The organism is Polaribacter filamentus, assembly GCF_002943715.1.
Classification (GTDB): Bacteria; Bacteroidota; Bacteroidia; order Flavobacteriales; family Flavobacteriaceae; genus Polaribacter; species Polaribacter filamentus.
The window spans coordinates 1,496,523-1,523,135 of record NZ_MQUA01000013.1; the positions used below are offsets into that span (position 1 = coordinate 1,496,523).

Sequence of the window (26,613 nt, forward strand, 5' to 3'; positions counted from 1 at the left end):
AGACTAGGCTAGCAACGCCTCCTAGTCGAATTACAACGTAATTTAATGTTCAGTCCTTCCTTACTTGTGAGACCGTGAGGGTTTTCCCCTCCTCGTTTCCTGTAAGTACTATGACTTCTGCTGACTTCTCTATACAGCCAACTCGTGGCTCTAGAGACCTCCCCAGGTAATGGCATCTTCTTTCACTCAATTCCTGCCGTATCTACATACTTACCCTTTTGTTACTCTTTTGGGCGTTACAATGATGTGCTTGCTTACCCAAGTAAATATGCCTCTGTATACGATTTCTGTTCGTCAGTACCGAGTTTTGTAGTCTCGCTTTCTTCAGATGTAACTTCGCAGTTACCACCCTTGCGACTTACTAATGCTTCAAGACGTTACTCCTGTGCATAAGGGACTTGCACCCTCTAGTTGAATAACTTATCTTGCGATAAGTTAAAGATGCCCATACTGGGCACACACACCGTGTAAAAAAAATTGCTGGTAAAAGCCTACTTACGAAAATCCTCGTGGATTTTCTTGGTTCGTGTTTTATTTACTAAATTCATTGCTTAAACCACGCAACTTTCCATACACAAACACGTTGCCAGTAATTAAAAACCGAATCCGACAAATTCAAAATTGTAACAAAAATGAACTTTAATCGCCTTCATATTAAATATATGAAAAAATGAAAATACTTTATAAATCACTATTCTTTTCTTGTTTACTTTTTTCCCTTACTTCTTATTCTCAAATAAAAGGAAAATGTATAGACGAATCTGGAAAAGGAATTTCTTATGTGAATATATCTGTTAAAGGAAAATCTATTGGAACAGTTAGCAATATGAAAGGAAATTTTTCTTTTGAAAGTTTATCTGTCAAAAAAAATGATTCTTTAATTTTTTCGCATTTGAATTTTGAAAAAAAAACAATCGGAATTCCTTTAAAAATAAACAAAATTCAACTCGAATCTAAAGTTGAGAACTTGGAGGAAATTGTTATTTCTAATAAAAAAAGAAGATTTAAAGAAAAAACTGTTGGGACTAAAACAAAAAGTGGCAATGTTGTGCTTTCTTTTACTTCAAAAAGTTTAGGGACAGAAGTCGGAAAAATAATTAAAGTAAGAAAAAATAAAGTTTATGATTTAAAAACGTTCAATTTAATATTGATGAATTGGGGTATAAATCTGCAACTTTTAGAATCAATTTTTATAATATTTCAAATAATAAAATTGATTTATTGAAAACAAATGGAATTGATAATATTGTAAAAGTAAGAAAGAAAGGAATGATTAAGTTTGATCTATCAAATCAATATTTATCATTTGAAAATGATTTTTTAGTGTCTATAGAATGGATTGATTTTGAGAACAATGAAAATATTGAAATTGAAAACAAAACTATTTTCTTTTCTTCAACTGTTTTCAGTGGTCCTTTTGTATGGAGGAATAACACAAACCTTGAATGGAATAAAAAAAGACAAAAATATAATGTAGGAGTTGGAATTCATTTGAAAGTGGAGAGATATTCCAAATAAAACTACTGGCAACACCGTATATAATTTATTGCTGGCTTCTAGCCTACTTACGAAAGTCCTCGCGGACTTTCTTTGTCCGTAATTATTTACTAAATTAGGTGCTTAAAACACGCAACAAACCATATACAACAACGTTGTGCGTCATTTGAGAAAATGACAATTCCTGAAATAGGTTGACAAAAAATTAAACACTTTTAGCAACTTATGACACTAACAAAAAAACACCCCTGTCCAAAAAAGAAGTATCAAAAAATTGGTTTTGATCTCAAACTTTCCATCATTGACCAAATTACAAACGGTCAGATTTCTGTAAATTATGCAGCTAAATTGCATGGAATTTCTCGATCATCTATTACCTATTGGATGAAAAAATTGCGTTCCTTTGAACAAAATTCTAAAACAATGAGTAAAAATCAAGAACTTAAAAAACTCAAAGAACGTGTCGAAGAACTCGAGTTCGTTAAAGACTTTCAACAAATGATAATCGCTGATTTTGAGAATAGTACAAATCTTGGATTCGCAAAAAAGTTATTGCCCGAAGCACTGTACAAAGAAGTGGAGAAAAAAATGAAAGACCTTTCAAAGAGAAATGGATCCACCAATGCTTCGGTATAAGCAGACAGGCTTATTACAAAAGAATCAAAAAACAAGAATTAGAACAAAAACAAGCACTTATTATCTTTGAGCTAATAAAGCCCATTAGGCTTTTACAGCCTCGTTATGGTTGTGCAAAAGTATATTTGGATATCAAGGGTGATTTAATCAAAAACGGCATTAAAATGGGGCGTGACAAGTTCTACGCCTTAATGAGAAACTATGGCTTATTGATTAAGAAAACTAAAAAATATCATATTACAACTGACTCTAATCATGGCTTTTACAAATCAGAAGATTTAACTGTAAACCTTGAAATTATAAACGCAGAACAAGTATTTGTAAGCGATATAACCTACATTAAATTAGCATCACAACATGCCTATTTAGCGCTGGTTACGGATGCCTATTCTAAAAAAGTAATGGGCTATAAAATAGATACAAATATGAAAGTAAAACTAGTAAAAGATGCTCTGGAAATGGCTGGCAATAATCGAATTTACAAACATCAAAACACAATTCATCACTCTGATAGAGGGATACAATATTGCTGTCCTGATTTTGCAGATTTTGCCAAAGCAAAAAACATGACTTTAAGTACAACTCAAAACTCAAGCCCATACGAAAATGCTGTAGCTGAAAGGATTAATGGAATTCTAAAACAAGAATTTGGATTAGGGAAAACGATTCCAAACTTTAAAACAGCTCAAAAAATGGTCAAACAGGCTATTGAAATTTATAACAACCATAGAAGACATTACTCAGTAGAGTTGAAAACACCCGAGTTTGCTCACAAAAACCAACAACACAAATACAAATCTTATAGAAAAATGAAAAAATCTATTTTAAATACGTAAGGAATGTTGGTAACTTTTTTAAAACCCGGAGGGAATTTTTTAAAAAAGTTATCAATGTTCCGATTACTAAACACTATTTTTGATCATAAAATTCATAACAAAAATTGACAACCTATTTCAGGAGAAGACACAAACTATGAAAAATTTGACATTTGTAATTTTATATATTTTTATTTCAGGAGTACAAACCACATTGGGACAGAGTGAAACAGATATTATAATAGGAAGTAAGTTTGTTATTAAATCTAATATTTTAGATGAAAAAAGAACTTGTTTAATAAGTCTTCCTGATTCATACAATCATTCATCTGAAGTTGATAAAAAATATCCAATTATCATATTATTAGATGGATATACTCATTTTAAAACAGCATCTGGAATAGTACATTTTATGAGTTCCAATAGGAATCGAAACAATTTAATGCCTGAAAGTATTATTATAGCCATAGAGAATATTGACCGTGAACGAGATTTTACCGTTACAAAAATTAAGACCAAACGACCTAATAATATGGGAGGTGGAAGGAATTTTTTGAATTTCATTGAGAAAGAACTAGTACCTTATATTGATAAAAAGTATAAGACAGAACCGTTTAGAACTCTCGTTGGACACTCTTTAGGAGGACTACTTGTACTAAATTCCTATATGGATAAAAATAGCGTATTCAATGCTTACATTTCTATAGACCCAAGTATTTGGTGGAATGAGGAGATGATGAAAAACAAGGTTGATTCTATTTCTTCAATATCATTAGATAAAAAGCTTTATATAGCTACTGCCAATCAAGGAGAGACTAATTACGAAAGGAATAAACAAAGACACGACTCTCTCTATACTTTAATAACAAAGAAATCGGATAAACCTCAAAATGTCGAAATAGAATATTTTGAAAAAGAAAACCATCGCTCTGTACCATTAGTAGCTTTGTACGAAGGGTTAAAATATATTAATCAAGAGGAATGATTTCGAAGCTGGTAATATCAAAAAAATACGTTTGGTAACAACGTGTATAATTAATTGCTTGGTTTTAGCCAATTTACGAAAGTCCTCGCGGACTTTCCATCTGTGTTTTATTTGCTAACTTTAGTGCTTAAACCACGCAACTAATCATACACAAACACGTTGGCAGCAAGTAAAAAAATGAATGAAAGAAAAAGAAAAAATAGCAGATTTACCACAATACTCAGAGATTAGAAATAATGTTCAAGCTGCAGATTCAATTCGAAAAATTGTAAAATTCATTTCATTCTTTGGATTTAAAAATAAGAAATTAAATGAGGTTTTTTTAAAAATTCCTGATTTAAAAAAACAAATTGAACATATTTCTACTATTCCTGACAAATTCAATTCACATTTTTCAACTCGCGGTTGGATTTCTCACGAATCAATGAATTCTCCATTAATGGAGAAAGCTGTTGAGCTAGCCGAAAATGGGGAAATCGAAAAAGCAGAGAAAATATTGTCAGAGCATTTCACTTCAAGTGAAATAAAATGGTTGCAAAACAGATTTAGAGTTTTACCAGAATTTTCTGTTAGATTTGACATAATCCAAAAAGCATATCAAGACACTTTAGAAAGAAGATTTTACTCGTGTGTACCGCTACTATTAATAATAATTGATGGAGTTGTAAATGATATTAGTAAAAGCAAAGGCTTTTTTACCGAAAACACTGATTTAACTGCTTGGGATAGTGTTGCTGCTCATAGTAGTGGATTAACGGCTATAAGAGATATTTTTAATACTTCAAGGAAAAAAACAAATACTGAAGAAATCTTTTTACCATATAGAAATGGAATTCTACACGGAAGAGATTTGAAGTTTGATAATATACTTGTTGTAGGAAAATGTTGGGCAACATTGTTTGCTATTAATGATTGGGCAAGAGCATTAAAAAAGGAAAAAGAAAACCCTCCTACTCCGGAAAAACAACTTTCCCTAAAAGAAAGTCTTAGAGATATTAAAAAAACAATTATAGAGCATAATGAGTGGAAAATAAAGCATAATAAGATTATGCAAGAATTGGAAGACTGGAAACCAAGAAAAAAAGAAGATTTAAATCTTAATCCATTAACTTTTAAAAAATTTAGTCCCGAGAAACAAGCATATGATATTGCTAACAACTGGCTAAATAAAAATTATGGAAAGATTGCGATTCAATTGCATCGAATTGGAGATAGTGAAATAAATATTGGCAAAGAAGCTGGAGAAATTAGGAGTGAAATTCAAAATAAAATACTCAAGGAATTTAAAATTATTAACATTGAGGATAAAACTCCTGCAATATCAGAAATAACAATGAGTATAACTTATGATTTAGATTCATCAGAAATGAAAAAAGAGATAATTATGAGGATGATTTGTAAATCACCATATGGAGAGATTGGAATGAATGGAAATGAAGATATAATATGGGAAATGATTGACAATTTTTTCTATCGATTAGAATTCTGATAAAACCAGCTGCCAACAACTCATAAAATTTATGCTTACATTTAAACTAAATAACGAACCGACAAACATTCAACAAACGATTTGCTACGTCCGAAAAATCTCCGATTTCCCAGTCGCACAAATCTTATAAAAACACGTTGTGCAACATTTGAAATACGATTATGGACATAGATGATTTTATTAATGACAAAAACGAGAAAGGGTTTAACGTAAACGTTGGAAACGCTTTATTAAGGATTCTCGAAATTTCAAACCGAAACCAAAGATATGTTAGAACCATATTACAAACGCAATTAGAAATAAAAGAATTACTAAAAGGAAAAGTAGAATCGGATTTAGACGATAACTTTTACGATAAGGTTCACGATTTAGAGAAAAAGGTTTGGAAGTTAGCCGAATCTGACTATCACGACCTTCTCGATAAAGTTCTTGACAAGTAAAAACATCACTTTCCTTTACAAATACTTTTATTTCTTTACACATAAATTTTTAATTAATGTTTAATTTTCCAAAACACGAAATGCCAAAAATAAATCCTGAAATATTTATGGATTTACGAGACCCTGATGAAGTTACTAGAGAAATATTAGGGTTTCTAACAACGCAAGGCGAAACAGCTGAAAAACAATTCAAAACATCTCGTAATTTAATTATCGCCACCATATTCATAATGATTTTTCAAATTGGATGTGCTATTTGGATTAATTATGAATCGAATACCAAACAGAATAACCTAACAACAATAATTGAACTACAATCAAAACAATCTGAAACAATATCACGTATGTCATTGAGTTTATTCGACCTTGAAACCCAAGTGCGGACTTTGGAACAAGAAAACGCACGACTGAATCAAGAGTTGAATAATTAAAAACGTTGCACAACAACGTGTATAATTAATGGCTAGTCCTCGCCTGCTTACGAAAATCCTCGCGGATTTTCTATTCGGTTTTTATTTGCTAAATTAGGTGCTTAAACACGCCACTAATCATACACAAAACCGTTGTAAAACATTAAAAAATTGAGTGATTATTATTTAAGAGTAGATAAACCAAAAGTATTTGAATCCAAAAGAAATTTATCTTTAAATAAACAAGTTTTTTTGTTAGGAACTGAAAGAAATCTTTCTACACCACCAATTTTATACAAATATTTCGAACTCGGAAATGATGGTGAAAACGGTTTTACAAATAGAATTTTAGACACAATAACTGAGGGAGCTTTATGGTTTTCAACTAAACGATACTTGAACGACCCTTGTGAAATGTCCTATGTAAATGTAGCAGCAAATAGTTTTCCTCCTCCAGACCCTAGAGTTTCATTTTCTATTGAACCTCTATCTAAAAAAGTTGCGGAAAATTTTAATAAGTGTCGAATATCTTGTTTCTCCGAATATTGGAACATTGGGCCAATGTGGGCGAACTATTCTGGTGGACAAAATGGAATTTGCATTGGATTCGAAACAAAAAATCTAATCGATTGCTTTTTCCCAGTTATATATAAAAGTAAAGTTAACAAGGAATTCTTAAGCGGAGAACAGGGATTGCTCAATGCGTTCTCGTTAAAAGATGAATCTTGGTCATATGAGGCGGAATGGAGATTAATATATCCATGGAATCCTCTTCGAATAAAAGAAAATTCTAATAACGACGGACTACTTCAATCATTGAATTTATCCATAAAGGAAATTGTTTTTGGAAATCAAGTCAATTCAGACATAAAAAATTTAATTGAGTTAGTCATTTAATTTCCATATATTATAACCTTTAAAACAAGAGATATGGAACAATTTGAAGGTCAAGATATACTAAACTTTATAAAAGAATTACCAAATGATGCTGCGTGTAAAGCATATTTAGCCAAAATAAAATGGCAAGATGGATTTACTTGTATGAAATGTGGTCATACCAAAGGCTGTGAAAAAGTAGATTATAGATACCATTGTTATAACTGTCAACACGTAGAAAGCGCCACTGCAAACACCTTATTTCATAAAGTTAAATTTGGATTGCAAAAAGCCTTTTGTGTGGTTTTTGAAATGAGTACAAGTAGTAAAAGTATTTCAAGTATTCAAATGGGAAAACGTTTTAGCATTCGCCAAGGAACAGCGTGGTATTTCATGCAAAAAGTGCGTAAAGCAATGAAAAGCAGTCAAAAATATCCTTTAGAGAAATTAATCCATGTTGATGAATTTACTGTTGGAGGGAAAGAAGAAGGCAAACAAGGAAGAAGTTATGATACGAAAAAGAAAAAGGCTGTTATCGCAGTAGAATTAACAGATGGCAATAAAGTTAAAAGAGTTTATATCAGATCCATCAAAGACTATTCTGCAAAATCATTAACCCCGATATTTGAAGAGCATATAAGCACATCTGCTAAAATAGTAACTGATAAATGGAGAGGTTACCAACCTTTAAAACAGATGTATGACATTGACCAAATATATAGTAATAATGGTGCTAATTTCAAACAATTACACATTGTGATTATGCAAGTTAAGTCATGGTTGAGAGCAATACCAACTCATGTAAGTAAATGGCATATTCAAGCATACTTTGATGAGTTTTGTTTTAGAATTAATCGCTCTCAATTTAAAACCAGCATATTTCATAAAACGATTAATAGAATGGTAGAAAGTAAACCAATATATCAAAATCAAATAAAACAGACGCTAAGCGTATAACTCAAAAATTTAATAATAAATAATCATTTAACAAAAGAGAATTGTGAGATTTTTGAAACAACTATAAATAGTAAAATAGAAAGAAAACCATTAACAAAATAACGTTTTACAACACCGTACAAAATTAATTGCTTGCTTTTTGGTTACTTGCGAAAATCCTCGCGAATTTTCTTTGTCAGTAATTATTTATTAACTTTATTACTTAACCAAAGCAACTAATCTTGTACAAACACGTTGGCAATAATTAAAATGACGAACATAAATTCAACATTAAAACAAATGAATAATTAAAATTCTATACTATGAAAAAATATTATTTATTCTATTAATTTCAATATTTACTCAATCGTGTGTTGAAAAAAACAAAGAGAGTAAAAGCAAAATTAGTATAGATTATTCAGGAGAATATATAGGAACTTTTACCGATATAAAAAATAAGGGAGGAGAAATTGAATTGAGTCTTTTTCAATCGCGAAATGGTCAAACTGGAGGAACTATAAGCATAAAAAAGAAAGACGAGAATTTAATTACAGGAATTGTAAATATTAACGGAGATGAAAATGGGTTTAATGGAAATTTAATTCCATCTGTTGTAAAATATCAAACAGTACCGAAGGAAAATGGAGAGAATATGGCACGATATGATTCTTATAGTTGTGGCTGGAGTTTGTATGGGAAAATTAAAAATGAGGGAAAAATAATTATAATAGGAAAAGCAGTGCCTATGAATTGTTCGGAATCGAATATTATGGAATTTACTTTAGAAAAAAAATAACTATTGCCAACACCGTGTATAATTAATTGCTCGGTTTTAGCCAATTTACGAAAGTCCTCGCGGACTTTCTATCTGTGTTTTATTTACTAACTTTAGTGCTTAAAACACGCAACTAATCATACACAACAACGTTGTGCAACAGTTAAAAAAAAATCGTGAAAGCATTAATATTTATAATTTTGATTTCAATTTCGTCTTGTAAAACCGAAAATATTGAAAAATCAATTAGTGGAAATTTTACAGGAATGAATGGTGAATTTTCAATTACACTTGACAGTATTGATTCTGATGGAAAAAGCTTCAAAATAGATTCTATAAGAGTAATTAATAATTCGTTTGAATTTAAGAACCTTAGAAGTAAAAAAACAAAAAAGTATCAAATTAAAGTTATTAGCGATTCTTTAAAAAGAACAATTTCTTATATCACAATCTGGTTTGAAAATGAAGATGTTTTTATTGATGGTTTATTAAATAAGGAGAATACATACTTCGATACAATAAAAGTAAAAGGAGGAAAACTAAATGAAATTCAGGCTGGATTTAGTAATATTATGCAAAAACACGGTGATGAATTTGAGAGAAAATTAGCTTTACCTGAAAATAAAGGAAAAGGTGATTCACTTTTTAAAAAGCTAGTAAAATTAATTGAAATTGACCAAATAAACTTCATCTACCTAAAACCAAATAATGAAATTTCATTAGAAAACATAATAAGATTGTCTAGTCAAATATCAAATGATAGTTTAGAATTATATTACAACTTACTTGATAGTAATTTAAAGTCATCTAAAAATGGAGAAATTCTTTTTGAACAAAAAAAGTTGGATAAATTAAAAGTTGGTGATTATATTCAGAATTTTACTGCACGTGATTTAAATAATAAAGAAATAGCAATATCAAAATTTAAAGGAAAAATTATATTGTTAGATTTTTGGGCTTCTTGGTGTATGCCTTGTCATGAACAGAATCAAAAAGAATTTTCTAAAATTTATGAAAAATTTAAAGATGAAAATCTTGTTATAATTAGCTATTCTTTAGACAAAAAAGATGCTAAAGAAAAATGGAAAGAAGCCTCTAAAAAAGATAATATTACTTGGGTAAATATTTCAAATTTGAAAGGTTTTAATGACCCAATTTCAAGACAATATAACATATCTTCTATACCTAATAGTTTTTTAATAAACCAAAAAGGAATTATTGTAAAATCTTTTAAAGATTATAATCCTGACAATGAAGTTATAGAAAGTGAAATTTTAAAATTAATAAAATAAAACTACACACAACACCGTGTATAAAAAATTGCTAAATTTAGCATAAACTAAAACTTGTTGCTTTTTTGCTAACTTCTGAATTTCCGCTGGAAATTCCTCGTTCACAAAATCGCAACTTTTAATACACATATACGTTGGCAACAAGCACAAATCTGAACGCTGAAAAATAAAAACTTGAAGAAAAATAAAAGGAATTCAATAATACTGACAATAATTTTACATTCGTTTATAATTCTTGGAGTTGGTCACGGAATTGGAATAATGGGAATTATAGATATTGCAAGTATTCCAAATTTGATTGAGAATTATGGTTTTACTTTGAATGGAGAATTTAGTAATAAAATTATGACAATCGGACTTATATCATTAATTGGAAAAATATTATTAATTATTAGTTTATTTCTCAAAACTAAATTGTGCGAACGAATTCTGGAAATTGTTGGAATTCTTCTTTTGTGGATTTCTGTCTATTTTCTAACTTCTGGAAATTGGAATTATAATTCTGTTTATGAAATTGCTTTCTGGACAAGTATTCCATTTCTAATTTCATCTTTATGTTTAGCATATCTAATAATCCAAAAAACTGAACTGAATGCAAAAATCGGAAAAAAATTTGAATGAAAAACTTAAATTAAAACACTTATTAGAATCTGAAAATTTTCGAATAAGAACAGCAATGTTTATAGGAGAAAAAAGAATATCTACATTGAAAAGTTTTTTTGATGGAATTTATTATTCATTTGATATATATAATATAAAAGAGGAAAATATATTTTTAGGATTAAACGAATGGACAATAAAACACTATAACTGGAAAGAAACATCTGCCGGTTGGAAAGATATAATTTTGAAAGAATGTGAAAATGATGAAGAAAAAGCAGTAGACGAATTTTTTAGAATATATGATAAATTTAAACAAAAGCCAGTTGCCAACACCGTGTATAATTAATTGCTTGGTTTTAGCCAATTTACGAAAGTCCTCGCGGACTTTCTATCTGTGTTTTATTTACTAACTTTAGTCCTTAAAACACGCAACTAATCATACACAACAACGTTGCCATTCATTGGCCGAAAACGCTCAAAACCGAAAAATAATATATGATTAAAAAAATCACAGGAATTGCATTTTTATTAATTGCATCTTATTTTACAACATATAGTCTTTATAAAATTTTATCAAATCCGAATCATTTGTGGTTAGGTATTAAAGAGTTTTTAAGTGGTAATTTTGGAACATTTAGCATTGTTATTTTGGCAATTTACGGAGCATATCTTTTCATTATTTTCTTATTATTTAAATATGGTCTTAAATGGACAAAATTATTACAACGACTAAAATTAAAAACGAACTGAATGCGGAATTTAGAAAGTTACGGAATTGCTAACTCAAACGGAATTGAAAATATTGCGGAATAAAACGCTGACTGCATTTACTCAAACGCTGAAAATCTGAAAATGGAATTTAGCAGAATAAATTGAACTCTGAAAAAACAACGAAATGGCAACACCGTGTATAATTAATGGCTAGTCCTCGCCTACTTACGAAAATCCTAGCGGATTTTCTATTCGGTTTTTATTTGCTAACTTAGTTGCTTAAACACGCCACTAACCATACACAAAACCGTTGGCATTAATATAAAATGACAGAAGACCTAACTAAAAGAATAACACAATTTTTAGAAATTGATACTAATTATGCAGTAATAATTAGTGGTGACTATGGAATTGGAAAAACTTATTATTTTAAAAATAAATTATTCCCAATAGTCCGAAAAACTTCAGTTCCAAATTCTGAAAATGAGGAGAAATATCGTCCGATGCTAATTTCCCTTTTCGGAATTAAAAGTGTTGAAGAAATCCAAAAACAAATATTCCTAGAGTTATTCCCACTATTAAAAAATAAAGGAGTAAAAATTGCTTCTGATATTGGTAAATCATTAATAAAAGTATTCTCAGGATTAGATATTGAGCAATATATAACTGATGCAGACACTTCTTCTTCTGATGTCATAAATTATAATAAATTACTACTATGCTTTGATGATATTGACCGAAAAAGTGATGATTTGCAGATTAAGGAATTATTCGGGTTTATTAATAATCTTGTTGAAAACTCAAATACCAAAGTAATAATTATTGCAAATGAGGACGAGTTAAGAAAAGAAGGAGAGAAAAAAGATAAAGATACTTATTCTGTATTAAGAGAAAAAGTTATCGGCGTTTCAATAAAATTCAACACTAATGTTCCAGTAATTTATGAGCAAATTATTAATGTAAAATATAAGGAACAGTTACCAGATTATTTCAATTTCTTGAATGAGTATGGTAAGAATATCATTGCTAGAATTGAACAAAACAATAATAACTTAAGAAACCTAATATTCTTTTTAGAACATTTTAAGATAATATTCAATTCACTAAATGAATATCTAAAAAATGATGAAAACCTAAAACCTTTAGAAAAAGAAATATTTGAATTGATACTAAATTTCACATTGCCTATTTCAATCGAATATAAAATGGGTGATTTAAAACCAGAATTCTTTGGAGATGTAAAGGACTTATATGTTGGAGGCTTATTTAATATATCAGCTTTTTTAAGCGATGAACCGTCCCTTAAAATAAAATCCAAAGAAGAAAAAATCGAAACTTACCAAGAAGTTTACAAGCGAAAGTATCTTGACGAAAATAATCAAAAGCAGAAAAGTTTTTTTGAATCAATATTCAACTATATAACTGGTAGTTCATCATTTGATATAGGTAACTTGGTAAGTGAGATAAAATCAATTTATATAATTGAAGACAACAAAGTTCCAACAAGAGAGAAAGTTTTAGGTAAACTATCTTACTGGCAATGTATAGACTTACCGATGTCAGAATACAGAAAGCTAACAAGTGAAATGCTTAAATATGTTGACAGTGCTGAGTTTAAACTGGAACAATACCCAACAATATTTCATTATGCAACTCGGTTTAATAATGTACTAAACTACAATTTAGAAAATCTTAAAAAACGATTTAAAAAAGGAATAAAAAAAGGAACATTTCAATATAAGCCTAGTTTACATTTTCATTTATCAATAAGTGCTAGCATTGAATTTTACGAAGATGTAAAAGAGATAGGTGAATACTGTATAGAAGTAAATAAAAAAATAAAGGCGCAATCTGAAAAAGAAGAACTAGAGTCGCTATTTGAACTATTTAAAAGTGACTTTAAAGCATTCTTAGAAAAAGTAAATGAGCCAAATACTCAATTAAGATACTCGCCAATATTTTCTAAATTTAATTTTATCAAATTTTGGTCAATATTCAAGAAAGCAAAAAATACAGAATTAATAGAATTTGGTTTTGATTTAAAAAGTCGCTATACAAAGTCTGTTTACCCAGATTTAAATCCTGAAAAACAGTTTTTAGAGCAACTGAAAGAAAAACTAGAACTCGAAATAGTAAAATCAAAAACAAAAAAATTAGATAAAATTGCATTTGAATTTTTAGTTACAAAAATTACCGAGTCCATAGCAAATTTTGAATAAATACTAATGCCAACACCATATATAATTTATTGCTAGTTCTAGCCTATTTACGAAAGTCCTCGCGGACTTTCTTGGTCGGTAATTATTTACTAAATTAGTTGCTGAAACAAGCAACAAACCATATACAAAAACGTTGTAGCCAATTTGAGAAAATGACAATTCCTGAAATAGGTTGACAAAAAATTAAACACTTTTAGCAACTTATGACACTAACAAAAAAACACCCCTGTCCAAAAAAGAAGTATCAAAAAATTGGTTTTGATCTCAAACTTTCCATCATTGACCAAATTACAAACGGTCAGATTTCTGTAAATTATGCAGCTAAATTGCATGGAATTTCTCGATCATCTATTACCTATTGGATGAAAAAATTGCGTTCCTTTGAACAAAATTCTAAAACAATGAGTAAAAATCAAGAACTTAAAAAACTCAAAGAACGTGTCGAAGAACTCGAGTTCGTTAAAGACTTTCAACAAATGATAATCGCTGATTTTGAGAATAGTACAAATCTTGGATTCGCAAAAAAGTTATTGCCCGAAGCACTGTACAAAGAAGTGGAGAAAAAAATGAAAGACCTTTCAAAGAGAAATGGATCCACCAATGCTTCGGTATAAGCAGACAGGCTTATTACAAAAGAATCAAAAAACAAGAATTAGAACAAAAACAAGCACTTATTATCTTTGAGCTAATAAAGCCCATTAGGCTTTTACAGCCTCGTTATGGTTGTGCAAAAGTATATTTGGATATCAAGGGTGATTTAATCAAAAACGGCATTAAAATGGGGCGTGACAAGTTCTACGCCTTAATGAGAAACTATGGCTTATTGATTAAGAAAACTAAAAAATATCATATTACAACTGACTCTAATCATGGCTTTTACAAATCAGAAGATTTAACTGTAAACCTTGAAATTATAAACGCAGAACAAGTATTTGTAAGCGATATAACCTACATTAAATTAGCATCACAACATGCCTATTTAGCGCTGGTTACGGATGCCTATTCTAAAAAAGTAATGGGCTATAAAATAGATACAAATATGAAAGTAAAACTAGTAAAAGATGCTCTGGAAATGGCTGGCAATAATCGAATTTACAAACATCAAAACACAATTCATCACTCTGATAGAGGGATACAATATTGCTGTCCTGATTTTGCAGATTTTGCCAAAGCAAAAAACATGACTTTAAGTACAACTCAAAACTCAAGCCCATACGAAAATGCTGTAGCTGAAAGGATTAATGGAATTCTAAAACAAGAATTTGGATTAGGGAAAACGATTCCAAACTTTAAAACAGCTCAAAAAATGGTCAAACAGGCTATTGAAATTTATAACAACCATAGAAGACATTACTCAGTAGAGTTGAAAACACCCGAGTTTGCTCACAAAAACCAACAACACAAATACAAATCTTATAGAAAAATGAAAAAATCTATTTTAAATACGTAAGGAATGTTGGTAACTTTTTTAAAACCCGGAGGGAATTTTTTAAAAAAGTTATCAATGTTCCGATTACTAAACACTATTTTTGATCATAAAATTCATAACAAAAATTGACAACCTATTTCAGGAGAAGACACAAATGTTAATTGAAGATAAACTTTGTGATGAAATAATATCCTATCCGAAAATTGACAATCAAACTACAGTCTCTATTTGTGGAGCAGCCGATTTAGGAAAATCATATCTGTCAAAAAAAATTGCCGAATCGCTAAGCAAACGGAATTTAAAAACGAATCATTTGACTTTGGACTCCTATCTTATGGATAGAAAAACTCGGAACAAAAAAGGATTGAGTGGTTATGATATTGAAGCTTACAATAAAAAAGAAGCTCTGAACAATCTGATAGAGTTAAAAAATGGAAAATCAATTGAATTTAAACCCTACAACCATAAAGATGGAGAAAAGGGGTTTGATTCTATGAAAATGAATCCTGCGGACATCTTAATCTTTGATGGATTGCACTCAATGCACTCATCTTTTTTACCTTATGTTGACATTACTATTTTCATATACACCAAAGATGAATATTTAAAAAAAATACGACGACAAGCTGATTTAATAAAACGGAATTACACAACTGAATTTTCCGAAAAAATATCTGAAAACGAATTTAATCTATATAAAACCAATATTGAGTCATATAGAGAGAAAGCTAATTATCTATTATTTTTAGAATCTAAATGGAAATATAAATTAATAAAAACTGGCTACAACACAGTGTATAATTAATTGCTACGGAATTCCTTCGCAGGAATTCTCTCGAAATTAATTACTTTTGAGTACGTCGGAAAATCCTAACGGATTTACCGCAACTAACCATACACAAACCGTTACCCAACATTAGAAAAATTAGCAATGAATAATAATTGTATTGGATGTAGAACTAAACTTAATTTCTTCACCAAACCAAATTTTGGAGGAGGAAAATTAAGTGATGGAAATCGAGTGTGTAGAAATTGTTTTAAAGCTTTAACCAAAATTGACATTAAATTTGGAATTACCTCCAAAACGAAGTATGATTCTGAGACAGTGTTAAAAATTTTAAACAGTAAAAATCACAATGAATTAACGACTGAACAAATTTTAAAAACTTCCACTAAGTCAATAGATGAAAATACATCGGAACATACATTTCAATTAAACGCTGAAAAACTTATTCCATTTATAAATCAACAACAAGAACAAAGGAAGGAGGAAATCAAAAATTTTAATTACGAACCAATACAAATTCAGCGGCAAGGAATACAATTACTGGAAAGCCTGAATATCATTGATAATACAAAAAACAGTGATACAATTAAATCACGTTTTGAGTTTGTTGAAAAAATTTATGATGTTTTCATAAAAGCTTCATACAACAAAAGATATATTACCGACTTGCAGATTGCAGTTGATGAATATAAGTCTACGTATTATGACAAGGTCATCAATGATTATGAACTTGCGTTACTCGTGAAACCAGAATTCGAAAAGTTAAGTGTATTTTACGGAGAAAGTTTAATGAAATGTTTTAGAAGATTTTTCAAGGAACAGGGAGAGCAAATATCAAATTTAAAACAACAAACCGCAATTGATAAAAGACTTGATAAAATTCTAAAAGAAATTGATGTAATTAATCTTGAGATGGTATCGAATGGATTGAGTACACCTAATTATGATAAATACCATTCAGAATTAGAAATGGTGAGAAAGAAAATTCTTGAAAACAAGTATCGCAAGAACGTTGGGTAACAACGTATAAGAATTTATGGCTTACATTTTCAATAATTGAATAATTTGAACAAATAATAGTAAATTGTACTTCCGATAAATACGAACTCGCTTGCCCTTCTGATTCGCACGCGGCTCGGAACTTTTGGAACAAAAAATAATAATAAAGGTTTCGCCGCTTCAAGCCGCACGCTGCGCCAGACGCCACAAATCTTATACAAACACGTTGTCCTGCATAATCCTTACAAAGAATGTTTAGTTTTTATCTAAGATAATTATAGTTTCAATTCAACTTTGTTAAAGCACGTATGGGGAATAAAATAAAAAGCTTTTAATTCAACATATTATCTACCATTTGTACATTTTACCTGAGAACTTTTTAACTACAATTCAACTTTCTGATTTGGTGTGCGTCTAAAAAAAAACTCGGATTCAAGATATTAGCTACCATTCGTACATTTTACCTGAGGGCTTCTTAGCTTCTATTCAACTTTCTGATTTGGTTTACGTCTAAAAAAACCTATAATTCTAGATCTTAGCTACCATTCGTACATCTTACCTGAGAACTTCTTAGCTTCTATTCAACTTTCTGATTTCGTTTGTGTCTAAAAAAAGACCTCGAATTCAAGATATTATCTACCATTCGTACATTTTACCTGAGAGCTTCTTAGCTTCTATTCAACTTTCTGAAAAAATTACAGGATGAATAATTACGTCAGGACAACAATGTATATAAAAAATGTGTCAAATTTTGCTATCTTTGAGTTCTCCCCTACTTTTAAAAAACAATTACATCTGAAAAATTCGTCTCCACAAAAGACACACTTTTCATATACCAATCCGTTGGCAACAAGCAAAAAATGAAATATAAATTAAACATATTACTTCTGATTATAACTTTAATTTCTACAAAAGCAATTGCTTGTAATTGTTCTATTCCGAAAAGTTTGAAAGCTGTTCAAGATTACGAATTTGAAAATTCTGAATGTATTTTTATAGGAGAAGTTTTGAAAATTGATTCTGAAAAAAACACTTTTGAAATTAGAGTTGTGGAATCTTTTAACGGAGATGAAATTGGAAAAATATATAGTGGAATTTACGACAATCAATGTGGACCAACAATTGACGGAAAAGGAAAGTGGTTGATTTACGCAAATTCGTACGAAAATAAAATTGAAATAAATACTTGTGGACTAACTCGTAGTTTTGAATATCCTGAAAGTAATATAACTGCAACATCTGAATTTTTAAAAACATATGAAAAGGAATATAAACAGGAAAAACGAGATTCTGACTTAAAATTCAGAGCGCAATTAGATTTAAAAAATGAAATAATTAATTTAAGGAAAAGAAGGAAGTAAAGAAAGCCAGTTGCCAACACCGTGTATTAAATATTGCTATATTTGGCTAAACTAAAACTTGTTGCTTTTTTGCAAACTACTGAATTTCCGCTGGAAATTCCTCGTTCACAAAATCGCAACATTCAATACACAACCACGTTGCCATCCATTTGAGAAAAACAGTTCTAATATTGATTTTTGGTCTTCTGACCAACTTTGTGGTTTCACAGGAAATCCACTCTGAATATGTATTCAAAAAAGAAAAAACTAAATCAAAAATTGGAAGTGGCATTAAATGGAATTATGTCGATTCTGACAGTTTAGTACTTTACGAAAACGGAACTTTTCATCGGACTAAATTCTATCACTATCACGAAATAATTTACTCGGAATTAAAAGGAGAATGGAAAATTGAAAACGACACTCTAATTCTGAATATAAGACTGGAGAAAGAAAGTAAATCGGACAAAAAATGGACTGAAATTAATTCGACCATAAGTTACCGAATAAAAAGACGGAAAATAAAACCAATAAACGGATTTGAATTCTATGCGATACGGAATTTGAAACGTGTGAAAAAATAAAAACGTATGGCAACACCGTATAAAAATAATGCTTAGTTTATTGCTTAATCAAGAGTCCGTGCGCTTTTGTTACATCTGATTTTCCTGCGGAAAATCCTCTCACACAAAACCGCACTATTCTTATACATAAACGTTGGCAAACATTAAAAAAAACTGTAACAAACAAGAAAAAGACTAGTCTTTGTAACAAAAAACAATGAAGAAAACATCATTATTAATCAGCCTACTTTTTATAATCACACTTTTTGCTTGTAAAGAAAATAACCGAAAGGAGAATACAATTTCTGAAAAAAGAGAACCAAATAAAGTCATATTCAAAGTTGATGACCGAATAGAAGTTTTAAGAATTGCTTTTAATTTGGCAGTTCAAGACTATATTGACCCAAAAATGCTTCCTTGCGATACGGACTATTCAAAACGTGTAAATAATCACTTTAAGGAATTTAAAAATCATCAACTTATTAAATACATTGACGAATTACCAAACATACATTTCGATTTTGCAACAATAGGTTTAATGTACGAAAATTGTGAATCGTTTGAATTTGAAAATATTTATTCAAAAGAACTTTCAAGTTTTGGAATTACAAAAGGCGAAATAGACTCATTAAAACCACTTTTGGTTGACTTTTATAAAATATCTAATTTTAAAACTTTCTTTAGTGAAAACAAAAAATATTACGGAAATGCTATCGAAAAAATCGAAAAGCAGGTTAATGATGAAAAACTTTTTGATTATGTTTTAAACTTTTTTCAATCGAAAGAACAAGGTTTAGAAATGGAGGTTTTTGTTGAACTAACCAATTCTTCTAATAATAAAGCCATTTCTTTTTATGATAACTACAATCCAAAAAAAAGAGCAACATTGTTAGGAAACATCTGCGAAAAGAAAGATAGTATAACAACTACAAACGAAATTCTGGAATTAGATAATAACAGACGAGGAACTTTATATCACGAAACCTCACATCTTTTTACAGACAAATTATTAGACAAATATATTGGCGAATTAAATCAATACAAATCGCTATGTAAAAATTGTAACGATACGCAAATAAAAGATGAAATTGACCATCTAATTGTTTACCCTTTACAAGAATTATTGTCCTATAGACAATTCGGAAAAGATGATGGACACAGTTTTTATCTAAATAAATGTAAAGATGTAAGAAAAGATATTTACATCAAGTTAAGTGAATATAAACCTGAAAATGGAATTCCGTTTGAGAAAACTTATATGGAATGTATGGAATTAATAAAACAATCAGCATCTGAAAAATAACGATTTGCCAACACCGTATATAATTTATTGCTAGCTTTTTGCTTACTTGCGAAAGTCCTCGCGGACTTTCTTGGTTGGTAATTATTTACTAAATTAGTTGCTTGAAACACGCAACAAACCATATACAACAACGTTGTAGCCAATTTAAGAAAATGTATCGTCCTAAAATAGGTTGACTAAAAATTAAACACTTTTAGCACACTATGGAAACACCAACAAATCAGGCCTGTCGAAAAGACAGCTATCAAAAAGTTACTTTCGAGTACAAACTTTTTGTCATTGACCAAATCAATAATGGTCAAATATCCGCTAACTTTGCTTCTAAGAAGTACAATATTTCACGAACAACAATACACTACTGGATGAAAAAATTAAGCAACTATTCCAATCAAAAAACCTTTATTTCAAAAGATGATGAGATTAAAAAACTCAAGGAAAGAATCGAGGATCTAGAAGGAATCAAAGAATTTCAACAAGAATTAATTGTTGAATTTGAGAAAGTTACGGGGGAGGAACTCTCAAAAAAGTACTTGCCCGAGGGATTGGCAAACGAAATTCAAAGAAAGAAGAAAAAGCTTTCAAAATAAAATGGATTTACGAATCGCTCGGGATTACAAAACAAGCCTATTATCAAGGTGTTGAAAGGGAAAAAGTAAAAGAATTGGCAAGAGAAAAAGTGCTGAATTTAGTGCTTGAATACCGAAAAACACTACCCAAAACTGGAACAAGAAAGCTGTACGAATATTTAGAACCAAAACTAATGGAAATCAATATCAAAATGGGGCGAGATGCCATAAACGATTTACTACGCTTAAGAGGAATGCTGATTAAAAAAACCAAGCGTTATTTTATTACAACAGACTCCAAACACTTCTTTTATAAATCGCCTAATTTATTGACTGACTTGAAAATAACTCATAGCGAACAAGTCTTTGTAAGCGATATTACTTACATTAAAACCGATTCGGGTCACGCCTATTTAGCCCTTGTAACCGATGCGTATTCTCGTAAAATTATGGGCTGGAACTTGCAAGACAATATGAAAGTTTCGATGGTAAAAGAAGCATTAAGTATGGCTCATAAAAACTGCATTTTTAATCACAAAAACATCATTCATCATTCCGACAGAGGAATCCAATATTGCTGTCCAGATTACTCACAATATGCACAAAATAAAGGATTTATATTAAGCACAACCCAACAGTATGACCCTTATGAAAACGCAATTGCAGAACGAATAAATGGTATTTTGAAGTACGAATTTGCATTAAAAAACACTATTAAATCTGTAGAAATCGCTCAAAAAATGGTGAAAGAAGCAGTAGCACTTTACAACAACCAAAGAATGCATTGGAGTTTAGATTTAAAAAAACCACAAGAAGTTCATTTACAATACAATCAACATGAAAACAAAAATTATAAACGAGTTAAAGTTACTACTTTAGCGCCGTAGGAATGTTGATAAGTTTTTAAAACCCGAAGGGAAATTTTTAAAAAACTTATCAATGTTCCGGCAATAAAGTATAAATTTGAAAAGCAATTATTAACCTTAAAAAAGGTCAACGTATAATAGGATAAGACAAAAATCGTGAAAGAAAGAATAATCGGAATTGATATTGCAAGAGCATTAGCGGTTATCGGAATGATAATCGTTAATTTTAAAGTCGTACTTGGCGAAAATGGATTGAGTTGGGTTAAATCATTTGCAAGTGCTTTTGATGGAAAGGCAGCAGCAACTTTTGTGGTTTTAGCAGGAGTTGGACTTGCTTTAATGACAAATTCCGCATTGAGAAATAATGATAGTCAAAAATTAAAAACCGCCCGAATAAGAATTGCAAAAAGAGCCTTGTTCCTTTTCATTGTCGGACTTTCATATATAGTAATATGGCCAGCAGACATTTTACATTTTTATGGTATTTATATGCTTGTTATTTTACTTTTACTATCAAGCAATGAGAAAATAATTTTAATTTCAACAATTGCATTAATACTACTTTACCCATTAATTTTTGGCTTTTTGAATTACGAAACAGGTTGGAATTTTGACACTTTAGATTATCTCGATTTTTGGACATTTAATGGCTTTTTCAGAAACCTATTCTTAAATGGTTTTCACCCAGTAATTCCTTGGACTGCTTTTATGCTTTTTGGCTTTTGGTTTGGTAAACAGGATTTGAAAAGCGACCGATTTATCAAAAAAGCATTTTGGGTTAGTTCAATTGCTTTTGTTGTAATTCAAATTTTATCATACTTGACCATTTCATTTTTATCAGAAGGAAGCCAACAAACTGCAAGTGAATTGTCAGAAATTATTGGAACAAACCCAATGCCACCATTACCAATTTATATGTTTAATGGAATTGCAATTTCCATATCAATAATATCAGCTTGTATCATAATCGGAAAAAGATTTTCAACGAACAAAGTAATTTTAGCTCTAAATAAAACGGGACAATTAGCTCTAACGTTTTATGTAGCTCACGTAATTTTAGGAATGGGAATTATTGAAGCAATTAACCCAGAAAAAATGGGAAATTATCCAATAGAATTTTCAGTAGCATATGCTCTAGCTTTTAGTTTATTATGTGTATTGTTTGCAACTTACTGGCTGAAAAAGAGAAAAAATGGACCAGTAGAATGGGTAATGAAAAAAATAATCGGATAGAAAAACTGGCTACAACACCGTATATAATTTATTGCTAGTTCTAGCCTACTTACGAAAATCCTCGCGGATTTTCTATTCGGTTTTTATTTGCTAAATTAGGTGCTTAAACCACGCAACAAACCATATACAACAACGTTGTACAACATACGAATGAACAAACTGCTAACATTAAATATTCTGATTTTATTACTCGTTTCTTGCGTTAGTAAAGAAAAAAAAGAAGTGGAATTTTATGTGGAAAATCAAACTTCATTTTTCGGATTAAATCACTCGGATTGGACAAAAAGTTCGTGGATTAGAAAACCAAAAAATCTTAAAATGGTTCACGAATCATTTAAAAAATTCGGATATGGAAAACTCGAAAACCTGATTTCTAAAAGTGAAGACCATTTCTTAATTCAAGGAATTTACATAAAGCGGAATTTTAAGAATGTAGTGGACAGTTTAGAGTTGACCTACAACAAACCTAAAATTCAAAGCAAATATTACGCTGAATTTTGGAATCGCAGAAAAGCGGAGAAAAATGACTCAATCGTTTATAAAATAATACGAGAATTTAACTCTGTAAAATCGGAAAAAAACAACTGAATTATGAAAATCAGTTTGTAAATGACACTTTGGTTGACTTATTGAAAATGGAATTTGACAACGACAATCTAAATTCGGAAAAAGCGAAATCAGATTTTTATACATTAAAGAAATACGGACTTCATCAATCAGCCTATAACCTACTCTATGAACGAGCGGAATATTCTGAATTGGAATTAGACCGAGAAAAATTAAAAAAGGAATTAACAAAAGCAACGGAATTTACTTATCCTTGGTTAATGGATACGGAAAAGTAAGTACGTTGTACAACACCGTATAAAATTAATTGCTAGTTTCTAGCCTGTTTACGAAAGTCCTCGCGGACTTTCTATCTGTGATTTATTTGCTAACTTTAGTGCTTAAAACACGCAACTAATCTTATACATAAACGTTACCACACATTTGAAAAAAATAATCGTCATAGCATCATTAATTCTAATCGGAACGACTGTATTCGGACAAAATAAAACCGAAATTCAATATGAATTGACCAAATTCGATAATCTTATACATATAGAAATATATCGAATTGAGGTTGCTGAATATCAAAGATTAGAATTAATTGAACTTAGGAATGGCGAATTTGAAGGTGATTTAATCCATTCTGTCTGGAAAACAAACAGAAAAGAAGAACAAAAGAAAAAATTACCCAAAAAATAAGAATACCTGAAAAAATGGTAAAAAAATTAATGGTAGAATTGAGGAATAGAGGGTATGAAAACTTGAAAGACTGTAGCGAAATTACAGATTGTATTGTTGGACTGGATGGAACTACAATTACTTTCAATATGCTGAAAAACGGAATTAATAAAAGTGCGTCATACTGGGAATTGGAATTGGACTATTACTACAAAACAAATTCAGTAGAAATACCAAAAGAAGTTTTTGAAGCAAGAAAAATATTTGAAATTATAAACGAAGAAATTGACTTAAAAAAACAATTTGAAAATTATACAAGTCGATTACCAATTGGAAAATATATGTTCAACGGAATAATTATGGAAAAGAAAAAAAACGTGTGGTAACACCGTGTATTAAATATTGCTATATTTGGCTAAACTAAAACTTGTTGCTTCTTTGCAAACTTTTGAATTTCCGTAGGAAATTCCTCGTTCACAAAGCCGCAACATTCAATACACAACCACGTTGTGCATAATTTTACAGAATACATATATGAAATTGATAATTAATATTTTTAGTTTTTTGCTAATTACATCATTTGCTTTTGGTCAAACGAAAAGTAAAATCGAAATAAGTTCTTTAGAATATAATATAGTCGAATTAAAATCAGAATATTTTCCAAATGAAAATAGAATTATAAAAATATTTTTGCCTAAAAATTACGATATCACAAAAAAATATCCAGTTATCTATACTTTGGACGGATATAGTCTTTTTGATTTAACAGCAAAATATGTTGACCAATTAAGCAAACTAACCATAGAGAATGATTATGATGTTGCGACAGATGTCATTCCTCAATCAATAGTTGTTGGAATTTATCATAATAATAGAAATAAGGAAACAACACCTAATTTTAGTAAATACTCAGATGGAGATGAAACTATTTATTTGGAGGGTTCTGAAAAACTAAAAAACTTCTTGTTCGAAGATGTTGTTCCTTACATAAACACAAAATACAATACTTCAGGATATAATTCAATTATAGGACACTCAAATACAGCTCACTTTGTAATATGTTTACCATTTCAAAAAAACAATGCATTTAATGGGATTATCTCACTTTCATTGAGCGGAGAATCCGAAAATTTTAAAAGAAAAATAGAGCCTTATTTAACCACAAATAAAAAGACAAATATATTTATTGGCTATGGCACGAAAGATTATGATTTTAATGAATTTGCAAAAGACTTAAAAGGCAAAGTTTTTAATAACAATTTAAAAATTAGTGAATTTAATGCTAACCATAATGAAATGCCAGCAATATCTTTGATACAAGGCATAAAATTCCTCTTTAATGAATACAGAAACATTGAAGATTTCTATATAGAATCGAATAAAGAAAATTTTGACATAAGAGAATATCTTAAACTTTATCATTCAAAGAATAAAAAGCTCTATGGAATTGAAACTCAAATTAAAGAAGTTGATTTTTATTCTTTAATACAAATGAGTATAAATACCAAAAATAAAAAAGCACTCAATCAAATTATTGAATACGATTTAAAAGTAAATGGATATCCAACACAAACTCACACTCTATTTTTTTATAATAAGCAAATTGGTGATTTTGAAAAAGCTAATTATCTTGCAAATAAAATAATGAACAGTAAAGACGATTTAGAAAATAGAATTCTAAATGCAAATTTGGAATCTTATTATGATTTCTATATTAATGATCTTAAAAATACCGAAATGGGAATTGCTTTTTTTCAACAAGGTCAAAAGAAATTTAAAGACAATCAACTTGAATTCAGTTATTTCATAGCTAAGGCTTCTGTTGAAAACAATACCCAAAAAAGATTAGGGAAAACTAATTTAGAATATTGTTTAAAAAACTATAAAGAGAATAGATATTTTAGAGAAATTGATTTGAAGGAATTAAAAGAAGAGTAAAAAAACTATGCACAACACCGTATATAATTTATTGCTAGTTCTAGCCTACTTACGAAAGTCCTCGCGGCTTTCTTTGTCGGTAATTATTTACTAAATTAGTTGCTTGAAACACGCAACAAACCATATACAACAACGTTGGGCATAATTTAAGAAAAATCCGAAATTGAATAGAATAATAGGAATTATATTTACTTTTTTACTTCTGAATTCTTGCAAGAATTTGGAAAAAAAAGAAACGAAAAAAATACTGAAACAAAAAAGGAACTAACTCAAGCGGAATTTAAAAAGGTGGAATTTAAAAATTCTCTTAACTTGGAATATCAGCTTTTGGGAGAAAATAATGAACAAATAAAATTTTCGAGTTTAAGAAAAATGGCTGAATTTCCAGGCGGATTTGACTCGCTGACTGTTTTTATTCAGAAAAATTTTGAATTACCAAAAGGAGATTATAAGGAAATTGCAGGAAAAGTTAAATCAACTTTTATTATTGACACACTTGGAAAAGTAGTTGATATAAAAATTGTCGAAAAATTGGAAAAAAATTATGATTTTGCTACATATGAAGTAATATCAAAAATTCCAAATTGGAAACCAGCAGAAATTGCAAACGGAAAAAAAGTTAGAATAAAAATTCTAATTCCATTCAAGTTTGTTTTAGAAGAATAAAAAACTATGCCC

32 protein-coding genes are annotated in these 26,613 nt (G+C 29.7%); all 32 read left to right on the forward strand.

The window, feature by feature from the left end; translation table 11 throughout:
• Nucleotides 1-670: 670 nt before the first annotated feature.
• The 32 genes from BST83_RS09085 (at nt 671) to BST83_RS09240 (ending at nt 26,601) form a co-directional block, all read left to right on the forward strand.
• Complete coding sequence (locus BST83_RS09085) at nt 671-1,225, forward strand: carboxypeptidase-like regulatory domain-containing protein (RefSeq protein ID WP_104809516.1); 555 nt, start codon at nt 671-673, stop codon at nt 1,223-1,225.
• A complete protein-coding gene (locus BST83_RS09090; protein ID WP_240614710.1) occupies nt 1,222-1,518 on the forward strand; it encodes a hypothetical protein in 297 nt (98 codons plus the stop codon). The genes BST83_RS09085 and BST83_RS09090 overlap by 4 nt, the downstream gene beginning before the upstream one ends.
• A 204-nt stretch (nt 1,519-1,722) precedes the next feature.
• Nucleotides 1,723-2,133 (forward strand): helix-turn-helix domain-containing protein, encoded by a 411-nt coding sequence (locus BST83_RS09095; RefSeq protein WP_104809035.1) that lies wholly within the window; start codon nt 1,723-1,725, stop codon nt 2,131-2,133.
• Nucleotides 2,130-2,969 (forward strand): IS3 family transposase, encoded by an 840-nt coding sequence (locus tag BST83_RS09100; protein ID WP_240614811.1) that lies wholly within the window; start codon nt 2,130-2,132, stop codon nt 2,967-2,969. The genes BST83_RS09095 and BST83_RS09100 overlap by 4 nt, the downstream gene beginning before the upstream one ends.
• A gap of 136 nt (nt 2,970-3,105) precedes the next feature.
• Nucleotides 3,106-3,933, forward strand: coding sequence for an alpha/beta hydrolase (locus BST83_RS09105; RefSeq protein WP_104810832.1), 828 nt, complete (start codon nt 3,106-3,108; stop codon nt 3,931-3,933).
• A 181-nt stretch (nt 3,934-4,114) separates the two neighbouring features.
• Nucleotides 4,115-5,422, forward strand: a complete 1,308-nt coding sequence (locus BST83_RS09110) for a hypothetical protein (RefSeq protein ID WP_104809517.1) — start codon at nt 4,115-4,117, stop codon at nt 5,420-5,422.
• A gap of 161 nt (nt 5,423-5,583) precedes the next feature.
• Nucleotides 5,584-5,862: a hypothetical protein gene (locus BST83_RS09115; RefSeq protein ID WP_104809518.1), complete on the forward strand. Its 279-nt coding sequence runs from the start codon at nt 5,584-5,586 to the stop codon at nt 5,860-5,862.
• An 80-nt stretch (nt 5,863-5,942) separates the two neighbouring features.
• Nucleotides 5,943-6,293, forward strand: a complete 351-nt coding sequence (locus tag BST83_RS09120; protein WP_170062766.1) for a hypothetical protein — start codon at nt 5,943-5,945, stop codon at nt 6,291-6,293.
• Nucleotides 6,294-6,443: 150 nt separating this feature from the next.
• Entirely contained in the window at nt 6,444-7,169 is a 726-nt protein-coding gene (locus BST83_RS09125) for a DUF2971 domain-containing protein (protein ID WP_104809520.1), read from the forward strand.
• A gap of 33 nt (nt 7,170-7,202) precedes the next feature.
• A complete protein-coding gene (locus tag BST83_RS09130; RefSeq protein WP_104808150.1) occupies nt 7,203-8,105 on the forward strand; it encodes an IS1595 family transposase in 903 nt (300 codons plus the stop codon).
• Nucleotides 8,106-8,559: 454 nt separating this feature from the next.
• Nucleotides 8,560-8,880, forward strand: a complete 321-nt coding sequence (locus BST83_RS09135) for a hypothetical protein (RefSeq protein WP_104809521.1) — start codon at nt 8,560-8,562, stop codon at nt 8,878-8,880.
• Nucleotides 8,881-9,035: 155 nt separating this feature from the next.
• On the forward strand, nt 9,036-10,151 hold the full coding sequence (locus BST83_RS09140) for a peroxiredoxin family protein (RefSeq protein ID WP_104809522.1): 1,116 nt from the start codon (nt 9,036-9,038) through the stop codon (nt 10,149-10,151).
• 174 nt (nt 10,152-10,325) lie between these two features.
• On the forward strand, nt 10,326-10,772 hold the full coding sequence (locus tag BST83_RS09145) for a hypothetical protein (protein ID WP_104809523.1): 447 nt from the start codon (nt 10,326-10,328) through the stop codon (nt 10,770-10,772).
• Complete coding sequence (locus BST83_RS09150; RefSeq protein ID WP_104809524.1) at nt 10,744-11,100, forward strand: hypothetical protein; 357 nt, start codon at nt 10,744-10,746, stop codon at nt 11,098-11,100. Before BST83_RS09145 ends, BST83_RS09150 begins: the two co-directional genes overlap by 29 nt.
• Nucleotides 11,101-11,249: 149 nt before the next feature.
• Nucleotides 11,250-11,504: a hypothetical protein gene (locus tag BST83_RS09155; protein ID WP_104809525.1), complete on the forward strand. Its 255-nt coding sequence runs from the start codon at nt 11,250-11,252 to the stop codon at nt 11,502-11,504.
• 287 nt (nt 11,505-11,791) lie between these two features.
• Nucleotides 11,792-13,684 (forward strand): hypothetical protein, encoded by a 1,893-nt coding sequence (locus BST83_RS09160; RefSeq protein ID WP_104809526.1) that lies wholly within the window; start codon nt 11,792-11,794, stop codon nt 13,682-13,684.
• Between the two features lie 203 nt (nt 13,685-13,887).
• Nucleotides 13,888-14,298, forward strand: a complete 411-nt coding sequence (locus tag BST83_RS09165) for a helix-turn-helix domain-containing protein (protein WP_104809035.1) — start codon at nt 13,888-13,890, stop codon at nt 14,296-14,298.
• Nucleotides 14,295-15,134, forward strand: a complete 840-nt coding sequence (locus BST83_RS09170) for an IS3 family transposase (RefSeq protein ID WP_240614811.1) — start codon at nt 14,295-14,297, stop codon at nt 15,132-15,134. The genes BST83_RS09165 and BST83_RS09170 overlap by 4 nt, the downstream gene beginning before the upstream one ends.
• Nucleotides 15,135-15,267: 133 nt before the next feature.
• The gene (locus tag BST83_RS09175) at nt 15,268-15,918 is read left to right on the forward strand and encodes a uridine kinase family protein (RefSeq protein WP_146092142.1); all 651 of its coding nucleotides are present in this window, start codon (nt 15,268-15,270) and stop codon (nt 15,916-15,918) included.
• Nucleotides 15,919-16,044: 126 nt separating this feature from the next.
• Nucleotides 16,045-16,920 (forward strand): hypothetical protein, encoded by an 876-nt coding sequence (locus BST83_RS09180; RefSeq protein WP_104809528.1) that lies wholly within the window; start codon nt 16,045-16,047, stop codon nt 16,918-16,920.
• Nucleotides 16,921-17,759: 839 nt separating this feature from the next.
• Nucleotides 17,760-18,260, forward strand: a complete 501-nt coding sequence (locus tag BST83_RS09185) for a hypothetical protein (protein WP_104809529.1) — start codon at nt 17,760-17,762, stop codon at nt 18,258-18,260.
• Nucleotides 18,261-18,430: 170 nt separating this feature from the next.
• Entirely contained in the window at nt 18,431-18,823 is a 393-nt protein-coding gene (locus tag BST83_RS09190; protein ID WP_104809530.1) for a hypothetical protein, read from the forward strand.
• Between the two features lie 196 nt (nt 18,824-19,019).
• Complete coding sequence (locus tag BST83_RS09195) at nt 19,020-20,105, forward strand: DUF4932 domain-containing protein (protein ID WP_104809133.1); 1,086 nt, start codon at nt 19,020-19,022, stop codon at nt 20,103-20,105.
• A gap of 203 nt (nt 20,106-20,308) precedes the next feature.
• Entirely contained in the window at nt 20,309-20,692 is a 384-nt protein-coding gene (locus BST83_RS09200) for a helix-turn-helix domain-containing protein (protein ID WP_104809046.1), read from the forward strand.
• A 23-nt stretch (nt 20,693-20,715) separates the two neighbouring features.
• Entirely contained in the window at nt 20,716-21,558 is an 843-nt protein-coding gene (locus BST83_RS09205) for an IS3 family transposase (RefSeq protein ID WP_240614813.1), read from the forward strand.
• Between the two features lie 135 nt (nt 21,559-21,693).
• Nucleotides 21,694-22,770, forward strand: a complete 1,077-nt coding sequence (locus tag BST83_RS09210) for a DUF418 domain-containing protein (RefSeq protein ID WP_104809531.1) — start codon at nt 21,694-21,696, stop codon at nt 22,768-22,770.
• Between the two features lie 150 nt (nt 22,771-22,920).
• Complete coding sequence (locus tag BST83_RS09215) at nt 22,921-23,358, forward strand: hypothetical protein (RefSeq protein ID WP_104809532.1); 438 nt, start codon at nt 22,921-22,923, stop codon at nt 23,356-23,358.
• Nucleotides 23,359-23,405: 47 nt separating this feature from the next.
• Nucleotides 23,406-23,615, forward strand: coding sequence for a hypothetical protein (locus tag BST83_RS09220; protein ID WP_104809533.1), 210 nt, complete (start codon nt 23,406-23,408; stop codon nt 23,613-23,615).
• 145 nt (nt 23,616-23,760) lie between these two features.
• On the forward strand, nt 23,761-24,018 hold the full coding sequence (locus BST83_RS09225; RefSeq protein ID WP_104809534.1) for a hypothetical protein: 258 nt from the start codon (nt 23,761-23,763) through the stop codon (nt 24,016-24,018).
• Nucleotides 24,019-24,032: 14 nt separating this feature from the next.
• Nucleotides 24,033-24,383 carry a hypothetical protein gene (locus BST83_RS09230; RefSeq protein ID WP_104809535.1) on the forward strand — a complete coding sequence of 117 codons (351 nt, stop codon included), beginning with the start codon at nt 24,033-24,035 and terminating at the stop codon, nt 24,381-24,383.
• 148 nt (nt 24,384-24,531) lie between these two features.
• On the forward strand, nt 24,532-25,935 hold the full coding sequence (locus tag BST83_RS09235) for an alpha/beta hydrolase (protein WP_104809536.1): 1,404 nt from the start codon (nt 24,532-24,534) through the stop codon (nt 25,933-25,935).
• A gap of 210 nt (nt 25,936-26,145) precedes the next feature.
• Nucleotides 26,146-26,601 carry an energy transducer TonB gene (locus tag BST83_RS09240; RefSeq protein ID WP_104809537.1) on the forward strand — a complete coding sequence of 152 codons (456 nt, stop codon included), beginning with the start codon at nt 26,146-26,148 and terminating at the stop codon, nt 26,599-26,601.
• The last annotated feature ends 12 nt before the right edge of the window (nt 26,602-26,613 follow it).

Bases quoted from the DNA above. Each gene is read 5' to 3' on its own strand.
- BST83_RS09165 (WP_104809035.1), top strand. From the start codon at position 13,888: ATGACACTAACAAAAAAACACCCCTGTCCAAAAAAGAAGTATCAAAAA.
- BST83_RS09120 (WP_170062766.1), top strand. From the start codon at position 5,943: ATGCCAAAAATAAATCCTGAAATATTTATGGATTTACGAGACCCTGAT.
- BST83_RS09095 (WP_104809035.1), top strand. From the start codon at position 1,723: ATGACACTAACAAAAAAACACCCCTGTCCAAAAAAGAAGTATCAAAAA.
- BST83_RS09185 (WP_104809529.1), top strand. From the start codon at position 17,760: ATGAAATATAAATTAAACATATTACTTCTGATTATAACTTTAATTTCT.
- BST83_RS09105 (WP_104810832.1), top strand. From the start codon at position 3,106: ATGAAAAATTTGACATTTGTAATTTTATATATTTTTATTTCAGGAGTA.
- BST83_RS09155 (WP_104809525.1), top strand. From the start codon at position 11,250: ATGATTAAAAAAATCACAGGAATTGCATTTTTATTAATTGCATCTTAT.
- BST83_RS09195 (WP_104809133.1), top strand. From the start codon at position 19,020: ATGAAGAAAACATCATTATTAATCAGCCTACTTTTTATAATCACACTT.
- BST83_RS09110 (WP_104809517.1), top strand. From the start codon at position 4,115: ATGAAAGAAAAAGAAAAAATAGCAGATTTACCACAATACTCAGAGATT.
- BST83_RS09235 (WP_104809536.1), top strand. From the start codon at position 24,532: ATGAAATTGATAATTAATATTTTTAGTTTTTTGCTAATTACATCATTT.
- BST83_RS09115 (WP_104809518.1), top strand. From the start codon at position 5,584: ATGGACATAGATGATTTTATTAATGACAAAAACGAGAAAGGGTTTAAC.
- BST83_RS09175 (WP_146092142.1), top strand. From the start codon at position 15,268: ATGTTAATTGAAGATAAACTTTGTGATGAAATAATATCCTATCCGAAA.
- BST83_RS09215 (WP_104809532.1), top strand. From the start codon at position 22,921: ATGAACAAACTGCTAACATTAAATATTCTGATTTTATTACTCGTTTCT.
- BST83_RS09160 (WP_104809526.1), top strand. From the start codon at position 11,792: ATGACAGAAGACCTAACTAAAAGAATAACACAATTTTTAGAAATTGAT.
- BST83_RS09180 (WP_104809528.1), top strand. From the start codon at position 16,045: ATGAATAATAATTGTATTGGATGTAGAACTAAACTTAATTTCTTCACC.
- BST83_RS09220 (WP_104809533.1), top strand. From the start codon at position 23,406: ATGGAATTTGACAACGACAATCTAAATTCGGAAAAAGCGAAATCAGAT.
- BST83_RS09230 (WP_104809535.1), top strand. From the start codon at position 24,033: ATGGTAAAAAAATTAATGGTAGAATTGAGGAATAGAGGGTATGAAAAC.
- BST83_RS09130 (WP_104808150.1), top strand. From the start codon at position 7,203: ATGGAACAATTTGAAGGTCAAGATATACTAAACTTTATAAAAGAATTA.
- BST83_RS09150 (WP_104809524.1), top strand. From the start codon at position 10,744: ATGCAAAAATCGGAAAAAAATTTGAATGAAAAACTTAAATTAAAACAC.
- BST83_RS09085 (WP_104809516.1), top strand. From the start codon at position 671: ATGAAAATACTTTATAAATCACTATTCTTTTCTTGTTTACTTTTTTCC.
- BST83_RS09200 (WP_104809046.1), top strand. From the start codon at position 20,309: ATGGAAACACCAACAAATCAGGCCTGTCGAAAAGACAGCTATCAAAAA.